Source organism: Pseudarthrobacter sp. NS4 (assembly GCF_024758005.1).
In the GTDB taxonomy this organism is placed as follows: Bacteria; Actinomycetota; Actinomycetes; order Actinomycetales; family Micrococcaceae; genus Arthrobacter.
Map to the genome: position 1 here is coordinate 3,548,552 of NZ_CP103288.1, position 21,086 is coordinate 3,569,637.

The 21,086-nt window shown below is 67.0% G+C and carries 19 protein-coding genes; 6 read left to right on the forward strand and 13 right to left on the reverse strand.

Annotated elements, in window-relative coordinates; all coding sequences use genetic code 11:
* Positions 1–48 precede the first annotated feature (48 nt).
* Positions 49–2,775: a type I DNA topoisomerase gene (topA, locus tag NXY83_RS16765; RefSeq protein WP_258803336.1), complete on the reverse strand. Its 2,727-nt coding sequence runs from the start codon at positions 2,773–2,775 to the stop codon at positions 49–51.
* Positions 2,776–2,898: 123 nt separating this feature from the next.
* Complete coding sequence (locus NXY83_RS16770) at positions 2,899–4,563, reverse strand: DUF7059 domain-containing protein (RefSeq protein WP_258803338.1); 1,665 nt, start codon at positions 4,561–4,563, stop codon at positions 2,899–2,901.
* 91 nt (positions 4,564–4,654) lie between these two features.
* On the opposite strand from NXY83_RS16770, the gene NXY83_RS16775 reads away from it, so the two are divergent.
* Complete coding sequence (locus NXY83_RS16775) at positions 4,655–5,149, forward strand: hypothetical protein (RefSeq protein ID WP_258803339.1); 495 nt, start codon at positions 4,655–4,657, stop codon at positions 5,147–5,149.
* 50 nt (positions 5,150–5,199) lie between these two features.
* On the forward strand, positions 5,200–5,769 hold the full coding sequence (locus NXY83_RS16780; RefSeq protein ID WP_258803340.1) for a hypothetical protein: 570 nt from the start codon (positions 5,200–5,202) through the stop codon (positions 5,767–5,769).
* Positions 5,770–5,809: 40 nt separating this feature from the next.
* On the opposite strand, the gene NXY83_RS16785 is transcribed toward NXY83_RS16780, so the two are convergent.
* Complete coding sequence (locus NXY83_RS16785) at positions 5,810–6,703, reverse strand: rhodanese-related sulfurtransferase (RefSeq protein WP_258803341.1); 894 nt, start codon at positions 6,701–6,703, stop codon at positions 5,810–5,812.
* Positions 6,704–6,872: 169 nt separating this feature from the next.
* Between NXY83_RS16785 and NXY83_RS16790 the strand changes: the two genes are divergently transcribed.
* Both NXY83_RS16790 and NXY83_RS16795 read left to right on the forward strand, forming a co-directional pair.
* The gene (locus NXY83_RS16790) at positions 6,873–7,565 is read left to right on the forward strand and encodes a GNAT family N-acetyltransferase (protein ID WP_258803342.1); all 693 of its coding nucleotides are present in this window, start codon (positions 6,873–6,875) and stop codon (positions 7,563–7,565) included.
* Positions 7,566–7,657: 92 nt separating this feature from the next.
* Positions 7,658–10,045 (forward strand): DEAD/DEAH box helicase, encoded by a 2,388-nt coding sequence (locus NXY83_RS16795; protein ID WP_258803343.1) that lies wholly within the window; start codon positions 7,658–7,660, stop codon positions 10,043–10,045.
* On the opposite strand, the gene NXY83_RS16800 is transcribed toward NXY83_RS16795, so the two are convergent.
* The 7 genes from NXY83_RS16800 to ssd all read right to left on the reverse strand — a co-directional run bounded on the left by NXY83_RS16800 (position 10,042) and on the right by ssd (position 15,496).
* On the reverse strand, positions 10,042–10,401 hold the full coding sequence (locus tag NXY83_RS16800; protein ID WP_258806297.1) for an Rv3654c family TadE-like protein: 360 nt from the start codon (positions 10,399–10,401) through the stop codon (positions 10,042–10,044). The two genes, NXY83_RS16795 and NXY83_RS16800, sit on opposite strands and share 4 nt — an antisense overlap.
* A 68-nt stretch (positions 10,402–10,469) precedes the next feature.
* On the reverse strand, positions 10,470–10,799 hold the full coding sequence (locus NXY83_RS16805) for a TadE family type IV pilus minor pilin (protein ID WP_258803344.1): 330 nt from the start codon (positions 10,797–10,799) through the stop codon (positions 10,470–10,472).
* Positions 10,800–10,951: 152 nt separating this feature from the next.
* Positions 10,952–11,302, reverse strand: coding sequence for a DUF4244 domain-containing protein (locus NXY83_RS16810; protein WP_258803345.1), 351 nt, complete (start codon positions 11,300–11,302; stop codon positions 10,952–10,954).
* A 249-nt stretch (positions 11,303–11,551) separates the two neighbouring features.
* Positions 11,552–12,166: a type II secretion system F family protein gene (locus tag NXY83_RS16815; protein ID WP_258803346.1), complete on the reverse strand. Its 615-nt coding sequence runs from the start codon at positions 12,164–12,166 to the stop codon at positions 11,552–11,554.
* Entirely contained in the window at positions 12,163–13,047 is an 885-nt protein-coding gene (locus NXY83_RS16820) for a type II secretion system F family protein (RefSeq protein WP_397427463.1), read from the reverse strand. Before NXY83_RS16820 ends, NXY83_RS16815 begins: the two co-directional genes overlap by 4 nt.
* Entirely contained in the window at positions 12,996–14,240 is a 1,245-nt protein-coding gene (locus NXY83_RS16825) for a TadA family conjugal transfer-associated ATPase (protein ID WP_309484091.1), read from the reverse strand. Before NXY83_RS16825 ends, NXY83_RS16820 begins: the two co-directional genes overlap by 52 nt.
* A gap of 134 nt (positions 14,241–14,374) precedes the next feature.
* Positions 14,375–15,496 (reverse strand): septum site-determining protein Ssd, encoded by a 1,122-nt coding sequence (ssd, locus tag NXY83_RS16830; protein ID WP_258806299.1) that lies wholly within the window; start codon positions 15,494–15,496, stop codon positions 14,375–14,377.
* Positions 15,497–15,689: 193 nt separating this feature from the next.
* Here ssd and NXY83_RS16835 point away from each other — a divergent pair, with 193 nt between their 5' ends.
* Together NXY83_RS16835 and NXY83_RS16840 are read left to right on the forward strand one after the other, a co-directional pair.
* Positions 15,690–17,408, forward strand: a complete 1,719-nt coding sequence (locus tag NXY83_RS16835; protein WP_258803349.1) for a bifunctional 3'-5' exonuclease/DNA polymerase — start codon at positions 15,690–15,692, stop codon at positions 17,406–17,408.
* A 163-nt stretch (positions 17,409–17,571) separates the two neighbouring features.
* Positions 17,572–17,763, forward strand: a complete 192-nt coding sequence (locus NXY83_RS16840) for a YegP family protein (RefSeq protein ID WP_258803350.1) — start codon at positions 17,572–17,574, stop codon at positions 17,761–17,763.
* A gap of 88 nt (positions 17,764–17,851) precedes the next feature.
* Here NXY83_RS16840 and NXY83_RS16845 read toward each other — a convergent pair whose 3' ends face one another.
* The 3 genes from NXY83_RS16845 to NXY83_RS16855 form a co-directional block, all read right to left on the reverse strand.
* Positions 17,852–18,529 (reverse strand): NUDIX hydrolase, encoded by a 678-nt coding sequence (locus tag NXY83_RS16845; RefSeq protein ID WP_258803351.1) that lies wholly within the window; start codon positions 18,527–18,529, stop codon positions 17,852–17,854.
* Positions 18,526–19,320 (reverse strand): endonuclease III, encoded by a 795-nt coding sequence (gene nth, locus NXY83_RS16850; RefSeq protein ID WP_258806301.1) that lies wholly within the window; start codon positions 19,318–19,320, stop codon positions 18,526–18,528. The genes NXY83_RS16845 and nth overlap by 4 nt, the downstream gene beginning before the upstream one ends.
* Before the next feature lie 68 nt (positions 19,321–19,388).
* Positions 19,389–20,750, reverse strand: a complete 1,362-nt coding sequence (locus NXY83_RS16855) for a hypothetical protein (protein ID WP_258803352.1) — start codon at positions 20,748–20,750, stop codon at positions 19,389–19,391.
* Positions 20,751–21,086 lie beyond the last annotated feature (336 nt).

A 21,086-nucleotide genomic window follows, 5' to 3' on the forward strand; every position in this document is an offset into this window, starting at 1 on the left:
CAAACGCCAATGGCCGGGCAACTGCCGGAGCAGGCCCAGCCACCATGGCTACTTCTTGGCCGTTGCCTTCTTTTTCACCGGAGCCTTGCGGGTGGCCGTGCGCTTGACCGGGCCCTTGGCACGCTTCTCGGCGAGCAGCTCCACGGCCTGTTCGCGGGTGAGTTCTTCCAGGGAGGTTGCACGGGGAACAGTGATGTTGGTGATCCCGTCGGTGATGTAGGGACCGAAACGGCCTTCCTTCACCACGATGTTCTTCTCCGACACCGGGTCGGGGCCGAACTCTGCAAGCGGCGGCACGGCAGCCCGGGCGCCGCGCTGCTTTGGCTGGGAGTAAATCTCCAGGGCCTGTTCCAGGGTGATGGTGAAGATTTCCTCCTCCGAGCCGATGGACCGGGAGTCAGTCCCCTTCTTCAGGTAGGGACCGAACCGGCCGTTCTGCACGGTGATGAGGTTGCCTTCGGCGTCCTCACCCAGGACGCGGGGCAGGCTCATGAGCTGCAGCGCCTCATCCAGGGTGACCGATTCCACTGTCATGGACTTGAACAGCGAACCGGTCCGTGGCTTGGCCTTGACCGGCTTCTTGGGCGGCTTGGGCTTGCCGTTCTTGTAGTACTCCACCGGCTGGTTGGCGATCTGCTCCTCAGTCATCTCGGGGATGATCTCGGTGACATAGGCGCCGTAACGGCCGTTTTTGGCAACGATGGTGTGCCCGGTGTGCGGATCCGTGCCCAGCACGCGTTCTTCCGGTGCCGCAGTCTCCATCAACTCAATGGCCTTGGCGGCCGTCAGCTCGTCCGGTGCGAGGTCCTCGGGCACGTTGGCGCGCGCCGATTCCACGATCTCCCCGGTCTTGGGGTCAACGGTGGCGGCGGAGCTTTCCAGGTACGGGCCGAATTTGCCAACCCTGAGCGTGATGTCGTCCGTGATGGGAATGGAGTTGATTTCCCGGGCGTCGATCTCGCCCAGGTTGTTGACGATGCTGAGCAGGCCCGGATCGGAGTCTTCGCCGAAGTAGAAGTGCCGAAGCCAGGAGGAGCCAACGGCCTGGCCGTTGGCAATCTTGTCCAGGTCGCCTTCCATGTCGGCGGTGAACTCGTAATCCACGTAGTCGCTGAAGTGCTGTTCCAGCAGGCGGATCACCGAAAAGGCGATCCAGCTGGGAACCAGGGCTGAGCCCTGCTTCCGGACGTAGCCGCGGTCCTGGATGGTGGAGATGGTGGAGGCGTAGGTGGACGGGCGTCCGATGCCCTTCTTTTCCAGTTCGGCTGTCAGCGACGCTTCGGTGTAACGCGGCGGGGGCGAGGTCTCATGGCCCACGGCGATGATGTCTGAGGCGGCGAGGGCGTCACCCTTGGCAACGTTGGGGAGGCGGCGGGCTTCGTCGGAGTCCTCGTCGCCACGGGTTTCGTCCTTGCCTTCCTCATAGGCCGCAAGGAAGCCTGGGAACGTGATGACCGTGCCGGAGGCGGAGAACTCAGCGTCCCTGCCGTCGGCGGCAACGGAACCGAGCCGGATGGTGGCCGTGGAGCCCTTGGCATCAGCCATCTGGGAGGCGACGGTCCGCTTCCAGATCAGTTCGTACAGCCGGAACTCGTCCCCGGAAAGCTGCTTCGCCACCTGTGCCGGAGTGCGGAATGAGTCGCCGGCGGGACGGATGGCCTCGTGGGCTTCCTGGGCGTTGGCAGCCTTGCCGGAGTACACGCGCGGGGACTGCGGAACGTACTCGGGGCCGTACAGCTCGGAGGCCTGCCTGCGGGCAGCAGTGACGGCTTCATCGCTCAGCGCGGACGAGTCGGTACGCATATAGGTGATGTAGCCGTTTTCGTACAGCCGCTGGGCCACCTGCATGGTGCTCTTGGAGGAGAACCGCAGCTTGCGGCCCGCCTCCTGCTGCAGCGTCGAAGTGGTGAACGGCGCAGCAGGACGCCGCGTGTACGGCTTTGTGTCGACTGAACGGACGCGGAAGTCGGCGCCCTGCAGCCCGGCGGCCAGGGACTCCGCCAGCTCCTGGTTAAGGTGCGCCACGTTCTTGGAGGTGAGGACGCCGTCGTCGTTGAAGTCACGGCCGCTGGCCACCTTCGCGCCGTCCACGGCGGCGAGCTTGGCCTTGAAGGAGCCGGCGTCAGCACCGAACTGGCCCGTGAGGTCCCAGTAGGACGCCGCCTTGAAGGCCATGCGTTCGCGTTCGCGGTCCACCACCATGCGGGTGACCACGGACTGCACACGGCCGGCGGACAGGCCGCGGGCGACCTTGCGCCACAGGACGGGGGAGATTTCGTAACCGTAAAGGCGGTCCAGGACGCGGCGGGTCTCCTGGGCGTCCACCAGTGCCGTATCCACGTCGCGCAGGTTGCCCATGGCGCGCTGGATGGCTTCCTTGGTGATTTCGCCGAACGTCATCCGGTAGACCGGGACCTTGGGTTTGAGCACTTCCAACAGGTGCCACGCGATGGCTTCGCCCTCGCGGTCCCCATCGGTTGCGAGGTAAAGTTCGTCGGCGTTCTTGAGGGCCGCCTTGAGCTCAGTCACCTTTTTCTTCTTGTCCGCGGACACCACGTAGTAGGGCTTGAAGTCGTGCTCAATGTCGACGGCGAACTTGCCCACCGAGGTCTTCTTCAGCTCTGCGGGGAGCTCGGACGGCTGCGGCAGGTCGCGGATGTGACCAATGGAGGCCTCTACGATGAAGCCCTCGCCGAGGTACTTGGCGATGGTCTTGCTCTTGGCCGGAGACTCCACAATCACGAGTTTCTTGCCGGTTTTGGCCTTGCTTGGCACGGTGCTCCTACAGAAAAAGGTTGCTGGGGCAGATGAGCCCATATTGGCCTAGTTCACCATATTTTGGACAATTGTGCGCATTCCTGTGGAAAAGCCGGGACTGCGTGAAGGCGGTGCGGCCACTCAATCAGCGGCTGGAATAAGGAAGCCGTCCCGGACCAGGTTTGCCACCTCGGCGAGCAGTGCGCTCCGGAAGGTAGCGGCGTCAAATCCCGCCCCTTGCCCCGTTCCGTCGAAGGTCACGCCGCCGCCGAGCAGGGCCTCCAGGGCACCGGCAATCTGGCCGGCGGACAGGTCGCCGTCGCATGCGGACACAAAGCCGGCCAGTTCAGTACTGAGCAGGTTGGTGCGGCGCAGTCCGGCGCCCTGGCGGAGCAGGATGACTCCCGGGTGTTCCGCGCCCGGCCGCTGGTGCCGCTCCTCCGTGACGTCGCCCGCCACCAGCAGGTGCGCGTCCTCCAGGTTATTTTCCGCAAGCCAGTCATTGCGTTCGACGGCGGCGCCCAGGTGGGGTCCGACGGGCTGTTCGATCGGGTACGTGATTTCCTCGAAGCGGTTGACCACTGCCTGTCCGTCAGCAGGGGGACGCCGCAGCCAGAGCATGCCGAAGCCGATCCCCTCCACTTTCCTGGATTCAAAGTCGGCGAGGTAGGCGCCGTAGGCGTCCTGGTAATGCTGCCGGTCCCGGCTTTCGGACGCGTCCTGCAGCCATGTCTCCGCGTACTGCTCCGGGCTGACCTGCTCCCGCTGGATGAACCAGGCGTCCACCCCGGCCCGGACCCACCCCTTGGGCCGCTCGTGCCACTCCGACCCGGCCCGCACTTCCCAGTTGCCCAGCATCTGGGCTGCGCCCCCCGGCGCCAGCACGCCGGGCAGTCCCGCCACGAGCGAGGAGACGATCCCATCACCCGGCAGCCCGCCGTCACGGTACGTGAACTGCTCCGATGCCTCCTCCCCCGGCCGCCGAGGGGTGATGACGAACGGCGGATTGGACACCACCAGGCCAAACTCCTCACCAGCCACCGGGTCAAGGAGCGACCCGAGGCGGAGGCTGACCCGGTCCGCAAACCGGGCCGGGTCAACAGAAAGGGCCTCAGCGTTGAGCAGGATATTGAAGCGCGTGAAGGCGAGGGCGCGCGGGGATATGTCGGTGGCTGTCACGTGCTCACAGTGGTGCAGGAGGTGGAACGTCTGGACCCCGCAGCCTGTACCAAGGTCCAGTGCCCGCTGCGTATGCCGGCGGATGGTGGTCTGCACCAGCGTGGTGGAAGCCTGCCCGATGCCCAGGACGTGGTCGTGGCGGAGGACTCCGGACTGCTGGTGCGCGGCGAGGTCACTGGCCACCCACAGTTCGGCGCCGCCGCTGCCGTCATCGTTCGCGTCCCAGCCATAGGGCCGAAGGTCTGCCTTGGCCGCCAACAACCCCGAACCGGGAACGGGCTGCAGCAGGCCCAGTTCCAGCAGGCCGTCAGCACGGATGCCGGGCAGGGCGGCGTTAAGCGTTTCCCGTCCCTGGGGTTCGGCCAGGAGCCACAGACGGACGACGGCGGCCAGCGCCGCGGCGCCGTCGTCCTGCCGGACCGCCCGCTCGGTGGCGAGCAAGGCGGGGATGATCTGGTCCCGGTTCAGCGCTGCCGTGGCGGAGGGCCCGAGAAGCCGGGCGACGCCGTCGAGCGTGTAACCGAGCCGGCGCAGGTCGGCGGCGAGCGCCGTGAGAAGCTCCGGAAGGTCGCTGCGCGGGGCGTCGGGGGTGTTGCCGGCGGTGAACTCGTATGGGGATCTAGGCACCGCACAAGTTTAGTCCGCCGGCTGGCGCCGCCCGGCGGTCCAGTGCAGGCCGCAGTACGGAGCTGTCCTGCCCACGGGGTAGCGTGGAAGCATGCCTGTCCGACTCTCCCTCCTTCCGCGCGCCCGGCGCCGGACTGCCGCCCGTCCCGGCCTTCGGTTTCCGTCCGGCAGGCCCCTGTTGAAGGCCGGCACCGTGGTGGCCGCAGCCCTTGCCCTGGCTGGCTGCACACCCCTGGTGTCCGTCGAGAACGCGGACGTTCCACAATGGCGGGCTACGGCGCTGCCCGCTCCCCCGGGGACGGTTCTCGAGGACGCCGGCAAGATCCTCAACCGGGACCGCCTCATAAAGGAAGCGGCCAACGTTCCAGCGGGCCGCTACACCCTGTCGGCCACCTGCGAAGGCGGCGGTAAGGCCTTCTTCGCGGTCTCACTTAGCGGTGCGGAACTGGTTGACCACGGTGCAGCCTGCAACGGCAGCCTCGAAACCACCAGGATTACGCTGCAGGAGGCCGGCACCCTGGAAATCAGTACCTCCAGCGTGGACGCTCCACTGATCTACGCCTACCACCTGGTGCCCGCAGAATAGCGGGTCTTTCTGCTCTGGCCCGCCCGCGCAGGGGGGCATAAGGTCGGACTATGCCCAGCGTGCGGAGATCCTCCGCGCCCCGTCCCGTACGGACAGCACGGGCGCCGCTGACGCGGAAGCCGGCGGCCGCCGTCGTCCTTGGCATTGTGCTGGCAGCAGGGATGCTGGGCGGCTGTGAATACACCTACGACGACGGCCGGGACTGGTCCGTGCCGGCGGAGACGGAGGGCACAGCCCTGCCAGGGCCGCTGTTCACGCGCGACCCGCTGCGGCGCGACCCCGTGACGGAAGCACAGCTTGAGGACTGGGTCACCCGGACGCTGCCCGACACCACGCAGCTTGTGGTCCATTCCGGAGCCGGGTTGCTGCACGCCGGGGAAGTGCGGACCGAGGCCACCCCTGTCCTTGAAACCGGCACTTATGCGCTGGCCCTGGCCTGCCGGAGCCAACGGCGGGTGACATTCACCGTCCGCAGCGAATCGCTCACCCTGGTGGACCTCGGCCTAAGGTGCGGAGTCACCAGGGAAAACGTTGTTTATCTTTCCGCGGAAACGGCCCTGAGCATCAAGGTGGAGGCCAGGACCGGCGCCAATTTTGCCTACCGGCTGCGGCGCCTGTGAGCGCTGCCCTTCACTGTTCAGGCGGGCGCTGAGACCCCTTTCAGGCCGCGCAGCCCTCCGGGCAGCGCAGGGTCTCCGGGCTGGAGGCGCACCCGGCACAGTACAGCGTGAGGGTGCGGCAACTGGGATTGGAGCAGTTTTCGAACTTGCTGGTGGGCGCTGAGCAGCGGACGCATTCGCCGATGGTCTTGGCGTCCTCGCTGAATTCGAGGTGCATGCGCTTGTCGAAGACGTAGAGGGAGCCCTCCCAGAGGCCCTGGTCCTTGAAGGTTTCGCCGTACCGGACGATGCCGCCATCCAGCTGGTAGACCTCTTTAAAGCCGCGGTTCACCATCAGGCTGGAGAGCACCTCGCAGCGGATGCCTCCGGTGCAGTACGTAACCACGGCTTTGTCCTTGAGTTCGTCGTACTTGCCGGACTCAAGTTCCTTGATGAAGTCGTGGGTGGTGGCGACATCGGGGACCACAGCGTCCTTGAACCGGCCGATCTGGGCTTCGAAGGCGTTCCGGCCATCGAAGAAGACCACCTCCTCGCCGTCCTTTTTCTTAGCGTCCACCAGTTCGTGCAGATCTTCGGGCAACAGGCGCGTCCCGCCTCCGACGACCCCGTTGGCGTCTACCCGGAGTTCACCGGGTGCGCCGAAGGAGACGATCTCGTCGCGCACTTTGACGCTGAGCCTCGGAAAGTCTTCCGCACCGCCTTCGGACCACTTAACGTCGATGCCGTGGAAGCCCTTGTACTCCCGGGTGGTCTTGACGTACTGCTTCACGGCTCCGATTTCGCCGCCCACGGTGGCATTGATGCCGTCCTTGGAAATGATGATGCGCCCGGTAAGTCCCAGCTTCTCGCACAGGGCCCGCTGCCAGAGCCGCACGGCGTCGGGGTCAGCGATGGGGGTAAAGCCGTAAAAAAGCACAATTCGGTTCAAAGCCACGTATTTAAGGGTACCGGCTGGGGGCCGGGGAGCTGATCGGGACCGGCATGGCACGGGAGGATGCGGCTGGGCGCCGGATTGCGTCGGTGCAGCGGCCCTGCATCACAATTGCATAAGCACCCCTGCCACCCCCTGTTGCTGGCGAACGGGCTGGAATAGTGTTCATGCCATGAGTCCGGAAACCATGATTGAAGACATCACTGGCCTTCTTGAAGTGTGGGTGGCCGGCTGGGCCGGTTGCCGCGGGTACCAGACATCTGCGGAGGGCCGCTTTCCCGCTGCCCTCCGGGCCGACACCAGTGGTGAATGGGAATACTTCGCCTCCGACCCCACCGACGACGAATTCGCTTCCCTGGCCGCCAGGACGGCAGAAGCCCCTGCCCGGGGGCTGACGATCCTCACCAACGACATTGAGCGCTACTCAGCGCTCGCCGGCAGGCATGGACTGAATATCACCTCTTATTCACAAACCATGATGATCGTGGACATGGAAACGCAGGACGCCGAAGACCCCTGGCTCTCTGACGATGACCTCGAACTCTTCCTTTCCGAGCAGAATGGCGTGCATTACGCCGAGGTACGCTCGGGCGACACTGTCGCTGCCAGCGGGCGGGTGTTCGTGGTGGGCGATACCGCCGTGTTCGACAAAATCATCACCGAACCGGGCTTCCAGCGCCGCGGGCTGGGCAGTTTCATTATGCGGGCCCTTGCTGCCCAGGCCTTCGAGCATGATGTGGAGACCGGGTTGCTGCTGGCCTCCGTTGACGGCCAGAAGCTCTATTCCCACCTGGGATGGAGCACGGTCTCGCGGGTGCTCATGCTCTCGGCATCCCACAACGGCGCCGACCTTTCGCTCAGCTGAGTCCTTTCTCCAGGCAATCCCCTCGGCCGGGCCGGTTTCCCCCTTCGGCGAACCGGACGGGCCGGGCCCCTGCCGGGTGAAACAATGTTGGAGTGAACCCCCATGACTCCCTGATTCCGCTGCTGGGCCGCGGCCCGGACCCGGAACAGCTCCGTCATGTGCGCACCATCCCGGCCCGCCCGGCAGTGTATGAGCAGTGGCCGGACTGGGTCCACCCTGACCTGGTGGCCGCGTACGGTTCCCGGGGCATCCAGGAGCCATACCGGCACCAGGTGGAAGCGGCGAACGTTGCCCACGGCGGCGAACATGTCGTGGTGGCCACGGGGACTGCATCCGGCAAGTCGCTGGCGTACCAGCTTCCGGCCCTGGATGCCATCCACCGTTCGGAACTGCGCGTCCTTGCAGACCCCGGAAAGATCCATGACGACGGCGCCGTCACCCTTTATCTCTCGCCCACCAAGGCGCTGGCCGCCGACCAGCTGAATGCCATCCGGGCCCTGAAACTGCCCACCGTCCGGGCGGAAACGTACGACGGCGACACGGATCCTGCCTCCCGGCGCTGGATCCGGGACCACGCCAACTTCATCCTGGCCAACCCGGACATGCTGCACTTCGGCATCCTGCCCAACCACGCCTGGTGGGCCGGGTTCTTCCGCCGCCTCCGCTACGTGATCGTGGACGAAGCCCACAGCTACCGCGGCGTGTTCGGGTCCCACGTGGCCAACCTGATGCGGCGGCTGCGGCGCATCTGCGCCTACTACGGAGCCGGGACCGCCTACCCGGAACCTGTGTTCATTGCTGCGTCAGCCACCGCCTCAGACCCTGATGCCTCCTTCTCCCGGCTGATCGGCGCACCCGTCAAGGCCGTCTCCCGCGACTGTTCGCCGCATGGTGCCACCACCGTGGCGTTCTGGGAACCCGCGTTGACGGAAGTTCGCGGCGAGAACGGCGCCAGGGAGCGGCGCACGGCAGTGGCCGAAACGGCAGACCTGCTGGCCAACCTGGTGTCAGCGCAGATCCGCACCATCGCCTTCATCAAATCGCGCCGCGGGGCAGAAACCATCTCCTCCATCACCAAACGGCTCTTGGACGAGGTGGATCCAAGCCTGCCGCAGCGGGTGGCTGCCTACCGCTCCGGCTACCTGCCCGAGGAACGCCGTGCGGTGGAGAAAGCCCTCCGGTCCGGCCGGCTGCTGGGAGTTTCCAGCACCTCGGCGTTGGAGCTGGGCATCGACATCTCCGGGCTTGACGCTGTTCTGGTGGCGGGCTGGCCCGGAACCCGGGCTTCCCTTTTCCAGCAGATCGGGCGGGCGGGCAGGGCCGGGCAGGAAGCCATCGCCGCGTTCGTTGCCGGTGACGACCCCCTCGACACGTTCCTCGTGAACCATCCGGAGGCAATTTTCGACGTCTCCGTTGAAGCCACCGTTTTTGACCCGTCCAATCCTTACGTGCTGGGTCCGCACCTGTGTGCCGCGGCGGCGGAACTTCCGCTGGGCACGGGCGAGCTGGACCTTTTCGGTGGAACGGCGGAGGGACTCCTGGACAAGCTGGTGGCGCAGGGCTATCTTCGGCGCCGGCCGGCCGGCTGGTTCTGGACGCACTCCCAGAGCGCCGCCGCCATGGTCAGCCTGCGCGCCGACGGCGGTGGTCCTGTCAGCATTGTGGACGCCGACACCGGCTCCCTCCTCGGAACGATGGATTCGCCGCAGACCCACTACCAGGCGCACAACGGCGCGGTCTACATCCACCAGGGTGACAGCTACGTGGTGGAGGACCTGAACGAAGACGACCACTGCGTGGTGGTCCGCCGTGCCAACCCCGACTACTACACCACCGCCCGGGATGTCACACAGATCGAAGTCCTGGAGACCCAGCGCACCACGCAATGGGGAGACGTCACAGTCCACTTCGGCGACGTGAAGGTCACCACGCAGGTGGTTTCGTTCCAGCGCAAAGCCCTGATTTCCAATGAGATCCTCGGCGAGGAACCACTGGACCTGGGCGCCCGGGAGCTGTTCACCAAGGCCGTATGGTTCGTGGTGGACAACCGGTCACTGACAGCAGCCGGCCTCATCGAAGCCCAGTTCCCGGGAGCCCTGCACGCCGCGGAGCATGCAGCGATCGGCCTCCTGCCCCTGGTGGCGTCCAGTGACCGCTGGGACATCGGCGGGGTGTCGACTGCCCTGCACGCCGACACTGGAGTGCCCACTATCTTTGTGTACGACGGACACCCCGGCGGCGCGGGTTTTGCTGAACGGGGCTACGACAAGGCGAAGGTATGGCTGGCGGCCACCCGGGACGCGATCAAGGCCTGTGAGTGCGACTCCGGCTGCCCGTCCTGCGTGCAGTCCCCTAAATGCGGGAACAAGAACAACCCGCTGGACAAGGCCGCCGCCGTGACCCTCCTGGACGTCCTGTTGAAGGATGCGACGGAGATGACTCCAGTGAGCGAGCCGAGCGGAGGCTTCCGGCCCGCCTAAGGCGGAGGTCCGGCACGGGCATGGCCGTTCGCCGGGCCCAGCAGCGACCGCTCCCCCAGCTCTGTCCTGACCTCAAGTATCTGTCCTGGACCTTCAACGCAACTGAGTACAGCGGCGGCGTGGCGGGCTGCCACCTCAACAGCCACCGCGCAGGGTTCGCCGTCTGTGATGCCGCGCAGCGCGTCGGCTCCGGCAAGAGCGGCCAGGTCAGCGGCGGAGGCTGCCCTGCTCGCCAGCACGGCCGCCTGGGCCAGCAACAACATCATCGCCATCACCATCATGACCACCAGTGCAAGACCTGCAGCCAGGACCGTGCCGGAGCCCCTTTCACGGGTGTCCGCCGGGCCCGGCTTCACCCTGTACGGCCCGCACTGCCCCCTCCACCCAAAGTTCCCCGCGGGAACAGCGTCCGGGGATCCGCCGGTCACCTGTTCCCCCTGCCCTCGGTCAGGCCACTGGCCTGGCTTGCGGCAGCTGACTCGCTGCGGGTGGAAGCGAGGGCAGTGAGAGTCCATGGAAACGAGGAACCAAGGGGGCCAGCCACCCGGTCGCTTACTGTGATGCTGAACCACCCATCCTCGGCCGCGACCGAGGCCGAGGCAGTGCCGCCGGCCAGGGTCCTGACTGTACTTTGGACATTGGCAGGATCCTCACCCCTCGCCAGTGCACGTGCGCCGGCACGCGCTCCCTCTTCGATCCGCAGCTGCGTGACGCCTGCAGCGGCACCAGCCAGGAGCATGGCCAGCAGAGTCACGACAGCAGGCAAGGTGACGGCAAACTCGGCTGTTACGGCACCTCGGGATTCCTTCCAGGCATCACTTCCGCCGAACAATCCGGTGTTGAGGAATCCCGTGCATCCGCGGCGTCTCGCGGGCTTCGAGCCCCGCAGTGGCGCACCCCTGCTGGTCACGGCAGCGCCAGCGCGGCACGGATCAGGGTCAGCAGGAAGCCGCGGACCTCGTCACTGCGGAGGATGAAGACGAGGAGCCCGGCAAAACCTACTGCTGCCAGCGTGGCGATCGCGTATTCGGCAGTAGCCATCCCGGTTTCAGACCCCATCAGCCGCACGGGCCCGCGGTTCGGGAGGAGGCTTGCACCCGGGTACAGCTCGACAACGTTACCTGGCAAGGTACTGCCCGCCTTGCCGTCGTGCGTCGCGTTGCGGTGCCGGTTGTCGCTCTGTCCCCTGAAGTCCCTGCGGGAAGCTGCCGGCACGGCAGGGGCGGCAAAGTAGCGGCGGTGGTGGTTCATGGACATGTGGTGTTTCCTTTCCTGGGACCGGTGGTGTTGCCGGCTGTCCTGACTCTTCCGCGCCGTGCTTTGGCCGGTAAGGCTGTTGGTTCCCTAAGTGGAAAAGCCCGGCCTCTTTCCTGGTGTGGAGGACAAGACCGGAGGGCGGGCACGGAGGGACAACAACAAGCAGACGGATCCGGAGCAACAGGGACCCGTCAGTGAGGGGATCCGTCTGTGAGGGGACGAGAGCACGGCGCCGAAAACCTCCTTCGGTCAGGAGCCGGACGGAACCAGGGCCAGCAGCACGGGAACCACGCCCAGGCAAATGAATGCCGGAAGCGAACACAGGCCAAGCGGAACCACCAGCTTCACCCCGAGTGAGGCTGCCCGCTTCTCCGCAGCCCGGAACCGTTCACGGCGGAGCCTGGCGGCCTGCGCGTAAAGGATGGCCGACGACGGCGCGCCGGTCAGCGCCGCGAACCCCAGGGCGTCCCGCAGTTCCAGGATCTCGGGGAGGCGGACGGCCGAGCTGCGCCAGGCTGTGTCCCAGTCGGCGCCAATGGCCAGAGCCGATACAACCGGCCGGAGCGAATCGCTGTACCGGTCTGATGCCGAGGCTGCCACCAGTTCCAGGCTGCGGCCGATGCTGGAACCTGCATCCAGCATCGCCGCGACCAGTTCAAGCATCATGGCCGTGTCTTTGAGGCCGGGTCCTCCCCGCTTCCTCGTGATTGCGGCTTCGTCCCCCACCCGGTCTGCGTCATTCCTCACGCCAAGGGGCAGATTGTGGAGGCGGTTCCTTACCGCCCCCCGTCCGGCGCAGCCGAGGCAGACAGCAGCGGCGAGGGCCAGGAAGACGGCGAAGGCCAGTACCTGATTTTCCGTCATGCCGCCCCCGCACCGGCCGCCGCCGCCACAAGCCGCGCGGACCATATCCTTCCGGCCACAGTCAGTGTGATCCCGGCCGCCAGGGCTGCCAGCCCGAGGGGTGTGCCAAGCAGGATGGCGACCGGATCCACCCCCAATGCCGCTCCGAGCCCCAGCCCCATAAGCGGGAGCCAGGTCAGGAGGGTCACCGTGGCTTTGGGTCCGGCCAGGGCGGTCTGCCGCGCTGCGTCGGCGTCGTCCTCCACTTCGAGCTGGGCGGCAAATCTGGTGAGGACGTCGGCCAGGGGACAGCCGCTTGCTTCAGCAATGTCGAGGCATGCGGCCAGCTCGGACCAGATCCGGGCCTCCCGGTCCCCGCCGACGGGCGGGAGCGTCCTCCGGATTGCCTCCGAAACCGGAGTGCCGCTTGCTGCCGCCGCGCGGGCAGAACCCAGCACCGCAACAGAGCAGGCAGACAAGCCGCCGGAGGAGGAAGGCGGCGGGGACTTCGAGGGGTGGAATGGCACAGGTGCGGAGTGCAGGCGTAGTGGTTGCGTGGGCTGGCCTGCAACCCCGTACACCACCCACAGCTCGTCCCACAGCCGTGCAGGTGTTCTGCCGCCTTTGAGCAGCGCCGCGAGCTGCTGGACCACAAGGGTCATCGGCGATGTCCGCAGGTTTGTGCCTTTCCTGGCCCTGGGCCTGCCCCAAGGACTGAACCGACTTCCCGCGGAGCTGAATGCAAACGCCTGGCCCTGCCCTGCTGCACGCCGCAGCCTGGCCGCCGCTCCACCAGGCGGCTTGAGCATCAGCACCGCGGCCAAGCACAGGGCCACGGCCAGGAGGAAAATCACGGCAAGTCCGCCGGGTCCAGTCCCAGGCGGGCAGCCAGCGCCGGCCATGCCGGGCCAGGAACACCTGCCGCCATTTGCAAGCCAGGGACGACAATGAGCCCGTCCGGGCCGTCGCCGATGATACCCACGCACGCTACCTCCCGGCCCCGGGGTGTCCGCTCGACGTGGATGACCACGTCAAGGGCGCTGGAAGCCTGGAGCCTCACGGCGTCGGGACCCAACCCTGCAAGGGCACCGAGGGCAGTCAGCCGGGCCGGAACAGCGGTGGCTGTATTCGCGTGGATGGTGCCGCCCCCGCCGCTGTGGCCGGTGTTCATGGCAGTGAGAAGCTCGCGGACCTCCGCGCCGCGGCATTCACCCACCACCAGCCGGTCCGGACGCATGCGTAGTGCCTGCCTGACCAGTTCGCCAAGGTCCACCTCCCCGCCACCTTCCAGGTTCCCGTGGCGGGATTCCAGCGATACGACATGTGGATGGACAGGGTTCAGTTCAGACGCGTCCTCGATCAGGACCAGCCGCTCCTCCGGGGAGCACAGCCCCAGCAGGGTGGAGAGCAACGTGGTCTTCCCGGATCCGGTGGCACCACTGATCAGGAAGCTCAACCTGTGCTCCACGATTTTCTCGAGGACTATCTGCAGCCGCGGGCCGAACAATCCGGCCGCGCCGAGTTCGCTCATGGTGAAAACCTTTTCCCGCCGGATCCGGATGCTGAGCAGGGTCCCTGCGGTGGAGACCGGCGGCAGCACGGCGTGGACACGATAGCCGCCGGCCAGCCGCACATCGACGCAGGGCGAGCCGTCGTCCAGCCGTCGTCCGCCGGCTGCGACCAACCTGCAGGCCAGCGCCCGCAACTGGGCTTCACCGTCGAAGACCAGCGGCGTCCGCTCGATGCCCTGGCCCCTGTCCACCCAGACTGAATCAGGGGCATTCACGAAGATGTCCGTCGTGGCGGGGTCGCGGGTAAGCTCCTGCAGCGGTCCCAGCCCGTTCAGTTCAGCGCTGATCCGTTCCGCTGCGGCCAGGGAGCCTGCGGTACCCAGGAGCTTGCCGGTGGCCTGCACAGCTGCGGCTACCCGGGACGGGGTGACCGCCCCGGCGTCCGCCATCATGGTTTCGCGGACCGATTCGAGAAGCCCGGCATCAACGGCACGCCTGTTCCGGACGTCCTGTCCGCGGCCGGCCCGCCTGCGTTCGCCCACACTCGGGCCGCTGGTTCGCCCGGCACCAGGTGGGCCCTTCACGCCGGGACTGTCCTGATGCGGTGCACCCTGGTAGGCGTCCAGAATCCGCGCGCTGCGCCGGGAACCATTGCCGGATCCGGGTAGGCCACGTCCTGCGGTGTCAGGTTGAGGTGGTTCCACTTCGGGGTGCTGCCTCATGCCATCCCGCCCACCGGCATATCGTCTCCGAGCGAATTAAGTACGGACGCAGCAAACTGCCGGACACCCCGCCGCTTGCCCAGGTCAAGAAGCCGGCCGGATTCCATGGCTGCGGCGACTCCGCGCAGTTCAGGTACCCGTCCCTGAACAGGCAATCCGATGGACCCGGAGAGCAATGAACCGTCCAGTGCGGCACCGGACTTTCCACGGACCAGGAGGGCAGCCTCAACCGGGGGAAACTCCTGCAGCAGACGCACCGATGCGACGGCTGCCTGCAGCTGTGCGGGGACCACCAGCAGGATGCGGTCGCAGTCCCAGGCGAAGGTCTGGAGCGGCTCTGTCCTGCGGCCGATATCCACGACCACCAGTTCGTACCCCCGCCGGGCAGCGTCCAGTACACCTGCAGCGGTAGCAGCCGCCACTGCAACGGACTGGTCCCTGCCGGCAGGCCACGATAGGAATGAGAAACCGCCGGCAACGGGCAGGGAATCGGAGAGTTGCACCGGATCGATACTGCCCCTCGCCTCGGCGAGATCGGGCCACCGGAGGCCCGGGCTCTCCTCTGCGGCAATGGCAAGTTCCACCCCGCCACCCCAGGGATCGCCGTCGACAAGCAACACACGGGCTCCGAGTCCTGCCGCTGCCTGTGCTATCCAGACAGCAGCCGTGGTTGCCCCGGCGCCGCCGCATCCTCCGGTTACGCCAAGGACGAGCCCGCCGGGCCCTGGTGAACGGGACCGGCTGAGGTGGTCGGCCAGCCACGCCGCGGCGTCCGGCAGGACAGCCACCCGTTCTGCTCCCAGGGCGGCGGCCAGATGCCACAGGCTGTCACCTTCACCGTCGAGCCCCACCAGCACCGCGGGTGCCCGGCGCCGGGGCGGCAGTTCACGGATATCACTTCCCACCAAAACTGCGCCGGCCGCGTCCCAATGCCTGCCGGCCTCGGCTGCGTCACCCGCGACACGCAGGTGGGCACCGGCGGCAGCAACAATCCGTTCCACCTCGGCACGGAGAAATGCCGATGACGTCACCAGCAGCACCTCATCCGATCCATCGGGCAGCCAGGCGTCAATGTCACCATCCCCCGTACCTGTGCCAGCGGGATGCGCAGTCCCCATGCCGGCTGACCGTGGTGAGCCGCCAGGCCCGGTGTGGGAAGGGGTCAACTGGTGCCTGCTCATGAAGCCACTCTCCATGGCCAGCCTGAACCGCATAAGACACCGCACCCGCTATGTGGAAAAGCCCGCCAGTACCCGCCGGAAGAAGCCAGGCCGCACATGGGAACCCCCGGGAGCAAGGCACAATTGGAGCATGTACCTGCTGCTTGCCGCCCACCCCCATGGCGCGGCACTCCAGGAACTCACACAGGCCGGACTCCCCCAGCCCGCCAACCCCGAACCCCGCCTGGTCGCCCGGGGCGACCTGGCCGCCGTCGTCCGCGAACTCGAAAACAAGCGGCCCGGCGGACAGCCGCCCCGCTGGATCTGGCACCGCACGCAGGACTGGTACCCGGACCTGCTCGCGGCCGGGGTGGAACTGGAGCGGTGCCATGACATCAGCCTCTGCGGAAACATCCTTGCCTTTTCGCAGTTCACTGCCCACACCGAGTACGCGCGCAACACCGGCAGGATCCCGGTGGATGATCCTATGCTCCCGCCAAAAGCGCTCCTGCCGCCTCGGCCGCCGGCAGACCAGGGTGCCCTCTTCGAGGAGCCTGGCGCCGGTCCCGCACCCCGCTGCACGCCCGCCGAACTAAGGTCTGAATATGCCGCCCAGCAGGCTGCGGTCGCGGCGGTGGACACCGGGGAGAACCGACGCAACCGGCTTCTGCTGCTGTTGGCTGCGGAATCGGCCGGGGCGATGATTGCCGCGGAGATGCAGCACGCCGGCGTTCCCTGGCGGGAAGACCTGCACGAAAAGATCCTTGCCGAACACCTGGGGCCCCGCCCGCCTCTGGGCCACCGGCCGGCCAGGCTGGAAGCCCTGAGTTCGGAGCTCCGGACGCTGCTGAACTCACCCGCGCTTAACCCGGATTCCCCGCAGGACCTGATGCGTGCCCTCCACCGCAACGGTATCGAGGTGAAAAGCACCCGGAAGTGGGAGCTGAGGGAATCAAGCCACCCCGCCATTACGCCGTTGCTTGAGTACAAGAAGCTGTCCCGGCTGCACACAGCCAACGGCTGGGCCTGGCTCGACGCGTGGGTGGCCGGCGGCAGGTTCCGGCCCGAATACGTGGTGGGCGGCGTGGTGTCAGGCCGCTGGGCGTCCCGAGGTGGCGGCGCCCTGCAGATCCCGCGCCAGGTCCGCGGCGCGGTCCATGCCGATCCGGGCCACAAACTTATCGTTGCGGACGCCTCGCAGCTGGAGCCGCGCGTCCTCGTGGCCCTGGCCCAGGACTCCATCATGGCTGAGGCTGCCCGGGACCAGGACCTGTACGCAGGCATCGCCGCCAAGGGTTTCGGCGGCGACCGGGCGAAGGCGAAGATGGCCCTGCTGGGCGCCATGTACGGCGCCACATCGGGCGAAGCCGGACGCCTCATGCCCCAGCTTGCCCGGACGTATCCGCGGGCAGTGGACTTCGTGGAGCGGGCAGCGCGCGCGGGCGAGTCAGGCGGAACGGTGACGACGCGGCTGGGCCGCAGCAGCCCGCCGCCGTCGGACCTCTGGTTCCAGAGCCAGCGCTCCGCCACCGCGGAGGAGCAGCGCCGGGCGGAGTCCATTGCCCGCTCCCGGGGCCGCTTCACGCGGAACTTCGTGGTCCAGGGCTCGGCCGCTGACTGGGCGGCGTGCTGGCTTGCGGAATTACGACGGCGGCTGCGCGCCCTCCGGACGGCAGGCACCGTCAGCGCCGACCTGGTCTTCTTCCTCCACGACGAAGTGATGGTCCATGCACCCGCGGACGGGGTGGAGGCCTGCATCAAGGCCATCGAAGACGCCGCCAGGGCCGCCAAAGAGCTGTTGTTTGGCCCAATTCCGGTGGAGTTTCCGGTGAGCATCGCGGTAGTCGATTCCTACGACCACGCGAAATGAAGGCACGCCAGCCGGGTTTCTGTGCCCCTTCACGTCGAGGAAAGTAATCTACTCGGCAGTAGCTCGACGGGCCGCGTGACGGGCGTTACAGTTCATAGCGGTGACTGAGGCAGATCGGTGCCGAAACTGATGCAATGACGCATACCCAGGGGAGATCCGGCATATGGCGGGCAGATTTGAAATTCATCATGTAGGGGACGAGTCGTACCGGCTGCGGCTCACGGACGCTGAGGGCAACATCGTTGCCGTCTCACCCAATTTCAAGTCATTAAATACGGTGCTGGACGGCGTCAAAGCGATGCGGGAGAACGCAGCGACAGGCATAGTGGTGGATCTGCGGCAGCAAGAGGCCTGATCCCCGCATAATCACGGGTGCCCCGGCAGGGGCGCCCGCACGAGACCGGGCAGCCGCGCTCAAAGGCGCGCGTGGCTTCCCTAATTTTTTACACGCCCATCGGGTGCAGGCGGGTGCTGTCCCACGGAACAGACCAGCCGAGCTGGTCGAAGAGTCCGCTGAGGACGATCCCGGTGAACCCCCACACCACCACGCCGTTGACGGTAAAGGCGGGGCTGTCAAAAGTACGCCCCGCCCTGTGGACGGTGGCCATCACGCGGTTGTCCGGGTCCAGCAGGTCACGGACGGGGATCCGGAAGACCTGCGCGGATTCGGCGTAGTCCACCACCCTGACGGGCGACGGCGACCGCCACCACCCGAGCACCGGCGTCACGAGGAAATTGCTGTGTGCCAGCCCCAGCTGCTGGAGGGTGCCGAGTACTTCGACGCCGCCTGTGTCGAGCCCGGTTTCTTCCTCGGCCTCCCGAAGGGCTGCCTCGACAGGGGATTCCTTCGCGTCGATACCGCCCCCGGGAAAGGCCACCTGCCCTGGATGCGACCCCAGCGTGTGGGCGCGTTCCAGGAGCAGGACGTCAAGGTCGGCCGGCGCCAGGGGCTTGCCGGAGACAGCTGGGACGTCGTCGAGCGCGCCGAAGAGCAGGAGCACCGCAGCCCTGCGCGCGCGTTCCTTGTCCACCGTCAAGGCAGCCCAGCGGGGATCAGGGGCAGAACCATCACCTGATTCCGCCCGGCGGGCCAGCTCCAGCAGGTCCTCGCGGGCGCTCACAACGGTCTCTTCCTGGAGGCCATCCGGATTTCGGCCGCCCTGGCAGTATCTGCCAGCAGCTCGGCCAGCAGCTCCTCGCTGCCGGGGGCGAGCTCGTACTTCAGGAGCTTGGCTGCCTTCACCGGATCCGTTTCGCCCAGCCCGTAGCTCGGGCACCAGTTCGCCACCGGGCACACCCCGCAGGCGGGCTTCCGGGAGTGGCAGACACGCCGTCCGTGGAACACCACGCGGTGCGAGAGCATGGTCCAGTCCTTCGGCTCGAACAGCTCCGCTACGTCGGACTCGATCTGCACGGGGTCTTCCGATTGCGTCCAGCCGAACCGGCGGGCAAGCCGCCCAAAGTGGGTGTCCACCGTGATGCCGGGGATGCCGAAGGCATTGCCGAGCACCACGTTGGCGGTCTTGCGTCCCACTCCAGGCAGGGTGACGAGGTCCTCGAGCCGGCCGGGCACTACCCCGTTGTACTCATCCACCAGCCTGGTGGCCAGGGCGATCAGGTTCCGGGACTTGGCGCGGAAGAAGCCGGTGGGCTTAATGATCTCCTCAAGCCGGGCAGGGTCTGCCTCGGCCATGGACCGCGCGTCCGGGTAGCGCTGGAAGAGCAGCGGCGTGATCTGGTTGACGGTGACGTCGGTGGTCTGGGCCGAGAGGACGGTGGCCACCAGCAGTTCGAAGGGGTTGGTGAAATCCAACTCCGCGTGCGCGTAGGGGTACTTCTCGGCCAGGGCCCTGTTGATACGCCGTGCGCGCCGCTTCAACGCGAGCACCGACTCGGAGGAGACTACCGGCATCCCGGCTGCCTGGCCGGCGGAGGTGGCACCTCCGCCGGCCCTGTCGGCACGGGGCGCTGCCATGGGTGTTAGCCGCGCTCGATGTTGCTGAGGTCGCGCAGGACGCCCAGCCGCCCGTCGGTGTGCTGGACCAGGAACTCGTGGCCCCGGTCCTCAAGGGCAAGGACCCAACCACCCGGTTCAATGACGAAGGCCGGCGCACCGGTGCGTGGATCATAGGCGGTGCGGTGCTGGGCGACAGCGAACCAGAACGCCTCATGGATGGGCTGCTCGTCCGACTCGTCGTGCCGGCTGGCGGGGTCCACCGTGGCCCCGATCGGTTCCTCGGCGCGGACCTGCTGGTGCACTGCGGTTGCCGCCGGGGGCTCCCACGTGCTGCGCTGAGCAGACCCAGCCGGCTGCGCAGTGCCGTCATGATGCGGCGCTGCAGAGGATCCATTTGCTCCACCGCCCCTCACGGGGACGTCCCCGAACTGCGTCTCTTCGGCGGCGGACGCGGAGCCGGGGCGTACGACGTCGGCTGCCTGGGTTGGCGGGCCGGCGTCACCTTCGGGAGCACGGTCTGAAGCTTCGGGGGCCGTGGACATGGGACCGCCCGTTGCGGGCCGGGCGGCCGCCGGAACGCCGGCGGTGGGGACAGCAGCAGTGGCCGGAGTGTGGGCCGCGGCTGCCGAGGGGACCGCCGCAGTAGCCTGTGCATGGTCCGACGCCCCCGGCTTGACCGCCGAGGATCCTCCACCGGCACCGCCAAAGAGTTTGCCGCCGGCAGCGCCCAGCAATTTCCCGCCCCCTGGCTTGGAGGCCGACTCAGGCTTGGGCTGCTTGGGTGCGCGGGGTTTCTGGAACGGAACAGCGGCTTCACGGGCCACTACGTGGGCGGGCACTTCCGTGCGCCCCTGGAAGTCGCCCGAAAGATATGGCAGGAAGCGGCCCAGGACCGTCGCCGCGAACAGGACCAGGGAGCCGACCAGGCCCACCATCAGGCTGGGCACGTAGGCGCCGGCCACGGACAGGAAGAAGAAAGCGACGGCGAAGCAGGCCACCACAGACGCGAACTGGTCAATGGAAAGGGAGCCGATGCGGATCCTGGTGGTGGGGGCCAGCCTGCGGGCGGCGAAAAGGGCGCTGACGATCAGGGGAAGGACAATGCCCAGGCCCAGGAAGAAGAGGTTGTTCAGGTTCCACAGGTTGTAGCGGCCGCCGAAGATTGGCAGCAGCGAAGCGATGAACAGGATGAGGGTGGCGGCAAACACGGCCAGGTCCCGCACGGTAAATGGACCCAGCACTGTCTGGTTGGCGTCCTTGGCAAGGCCTGCGGCTGAGGGCTTGCCCGCGGACGTGGCCTGCTGGCCTTCCCCGGTGGCAGGCCCGGCGCCGGAACCTGTTGCCGTGTCGGGGCCGGTTTTCTGGCCGAAGCTTTGCTGGTTCATTCTGTTCTCCTTAGCGTGGCGGCACCGGGGCCGGTGGCCCCGACATCGTGCCGTCGTAACACCGGTTCCCCTGCGGCCAAGCGCTGGCTATGCCTGTCCGCAACGGTCCGGTGTGAAGTCACAATTCCATTTCAGCCTAGTCAAGAGCCGGGCTGATCACTAGCTGAACGGAGGCCGCCGCAGCGCCTCCGCGACGTTGGACAAACCATTCACCGCTTAATGGACGCCGTTCGCGGGTACGTCTGTGACACGGCACACATACCCGCCCGGGCAAGCATTAGTCTTGATTCCGGAACAGCTCTTTGCGGTATGTCCGTGATCGGCCGGTGCCCAATG

What these genes read in the sequence shown, in the direction of transcription:
- NXY83_RS16810 (WP_258803345.1), bottom strand. Translation starts at nt 11,302, where the DNA reads ATGTCCATGAACCACCACCGCCGCTACTTTGCCGCCCCTGCCGTGCCG.
- nth (WP_258806301.1), bottom strand. Translation starts at nt 19,320, where the DNA reads ATGCCGGTAGTCTCCTCCGAGTCGGTGCTCGCGTTGAAGCGGCGCGCA.
- NXY83_RS16790 (WP_258803342.1), top strand. Translation starts at nt 6,873, where the DNA reads ATGAGTCCGGAAACCATGATTGAAGACATCACTGGCCTTCTTGAAGTG.
- NXY83_RS16855 (WP_258803352.1), bottom strand. Translation starts at nt 20,750, where the DNA reads ATGAACCAGCAAAGCTTCGGCCAGAAAACCGGCCCCGACACGGCAACA.
- NXY83_RS16815 (WP_258803346.1), bottom strand. Translation starts at nt 12,166, where the DNA reads ATGACGGAAAATCAGGTACTGGCCTTCGCCGTCTTCCTGGCCCTCGCC.
- NXY83_RS16780 (WP_258803340.1), top strand. Translation starts at nt 5,200, where the DNA reads ATGCCCAGCGTGCGGAGATCCTCCGCGCCCCGTCCCGTACGGACAGCA.
- NXY83_RS16840 (WP_258803350.1), top strand. Translation starts at nt 17,572, where the DNA reads ATGGCGGGCAGATTTGAAATTCATCATGTAGGGGACGAGTCGTACCGG.
- NXY83_RS16820 (WP_397427463.1), bottom strand. Translation starts at nt 13,047, where the DNA reads ATGGCCGGCGCTGGCTGCCCGCCTGGGACTGGACCCGGCGGACTTGCC.
- NXY83_RS16775 (WP_258803339.1), top strand. Translation starts at nt 4,655, where the DNA reads ATGCCTGTCCGACTCTCCCTCCTTCCGCGCGCCCGGCGCCGGACTGCC.
- NXY83_RS16835 (WP_258803349.1), top strand. Translation starts at nt 15,690, where the DNA reads ATGTACCTGCTGCTTGCCGCCCACCCCCATGGCGCGGCACTCCAGGAA.
- ssd (WP_258806299.1), bottom strand. Translation starts at nt 15,496, where the DNA reads ATGGGGACTGCGCATCCCGCTGGCACAGGTACGGGGGATGGTGACATT.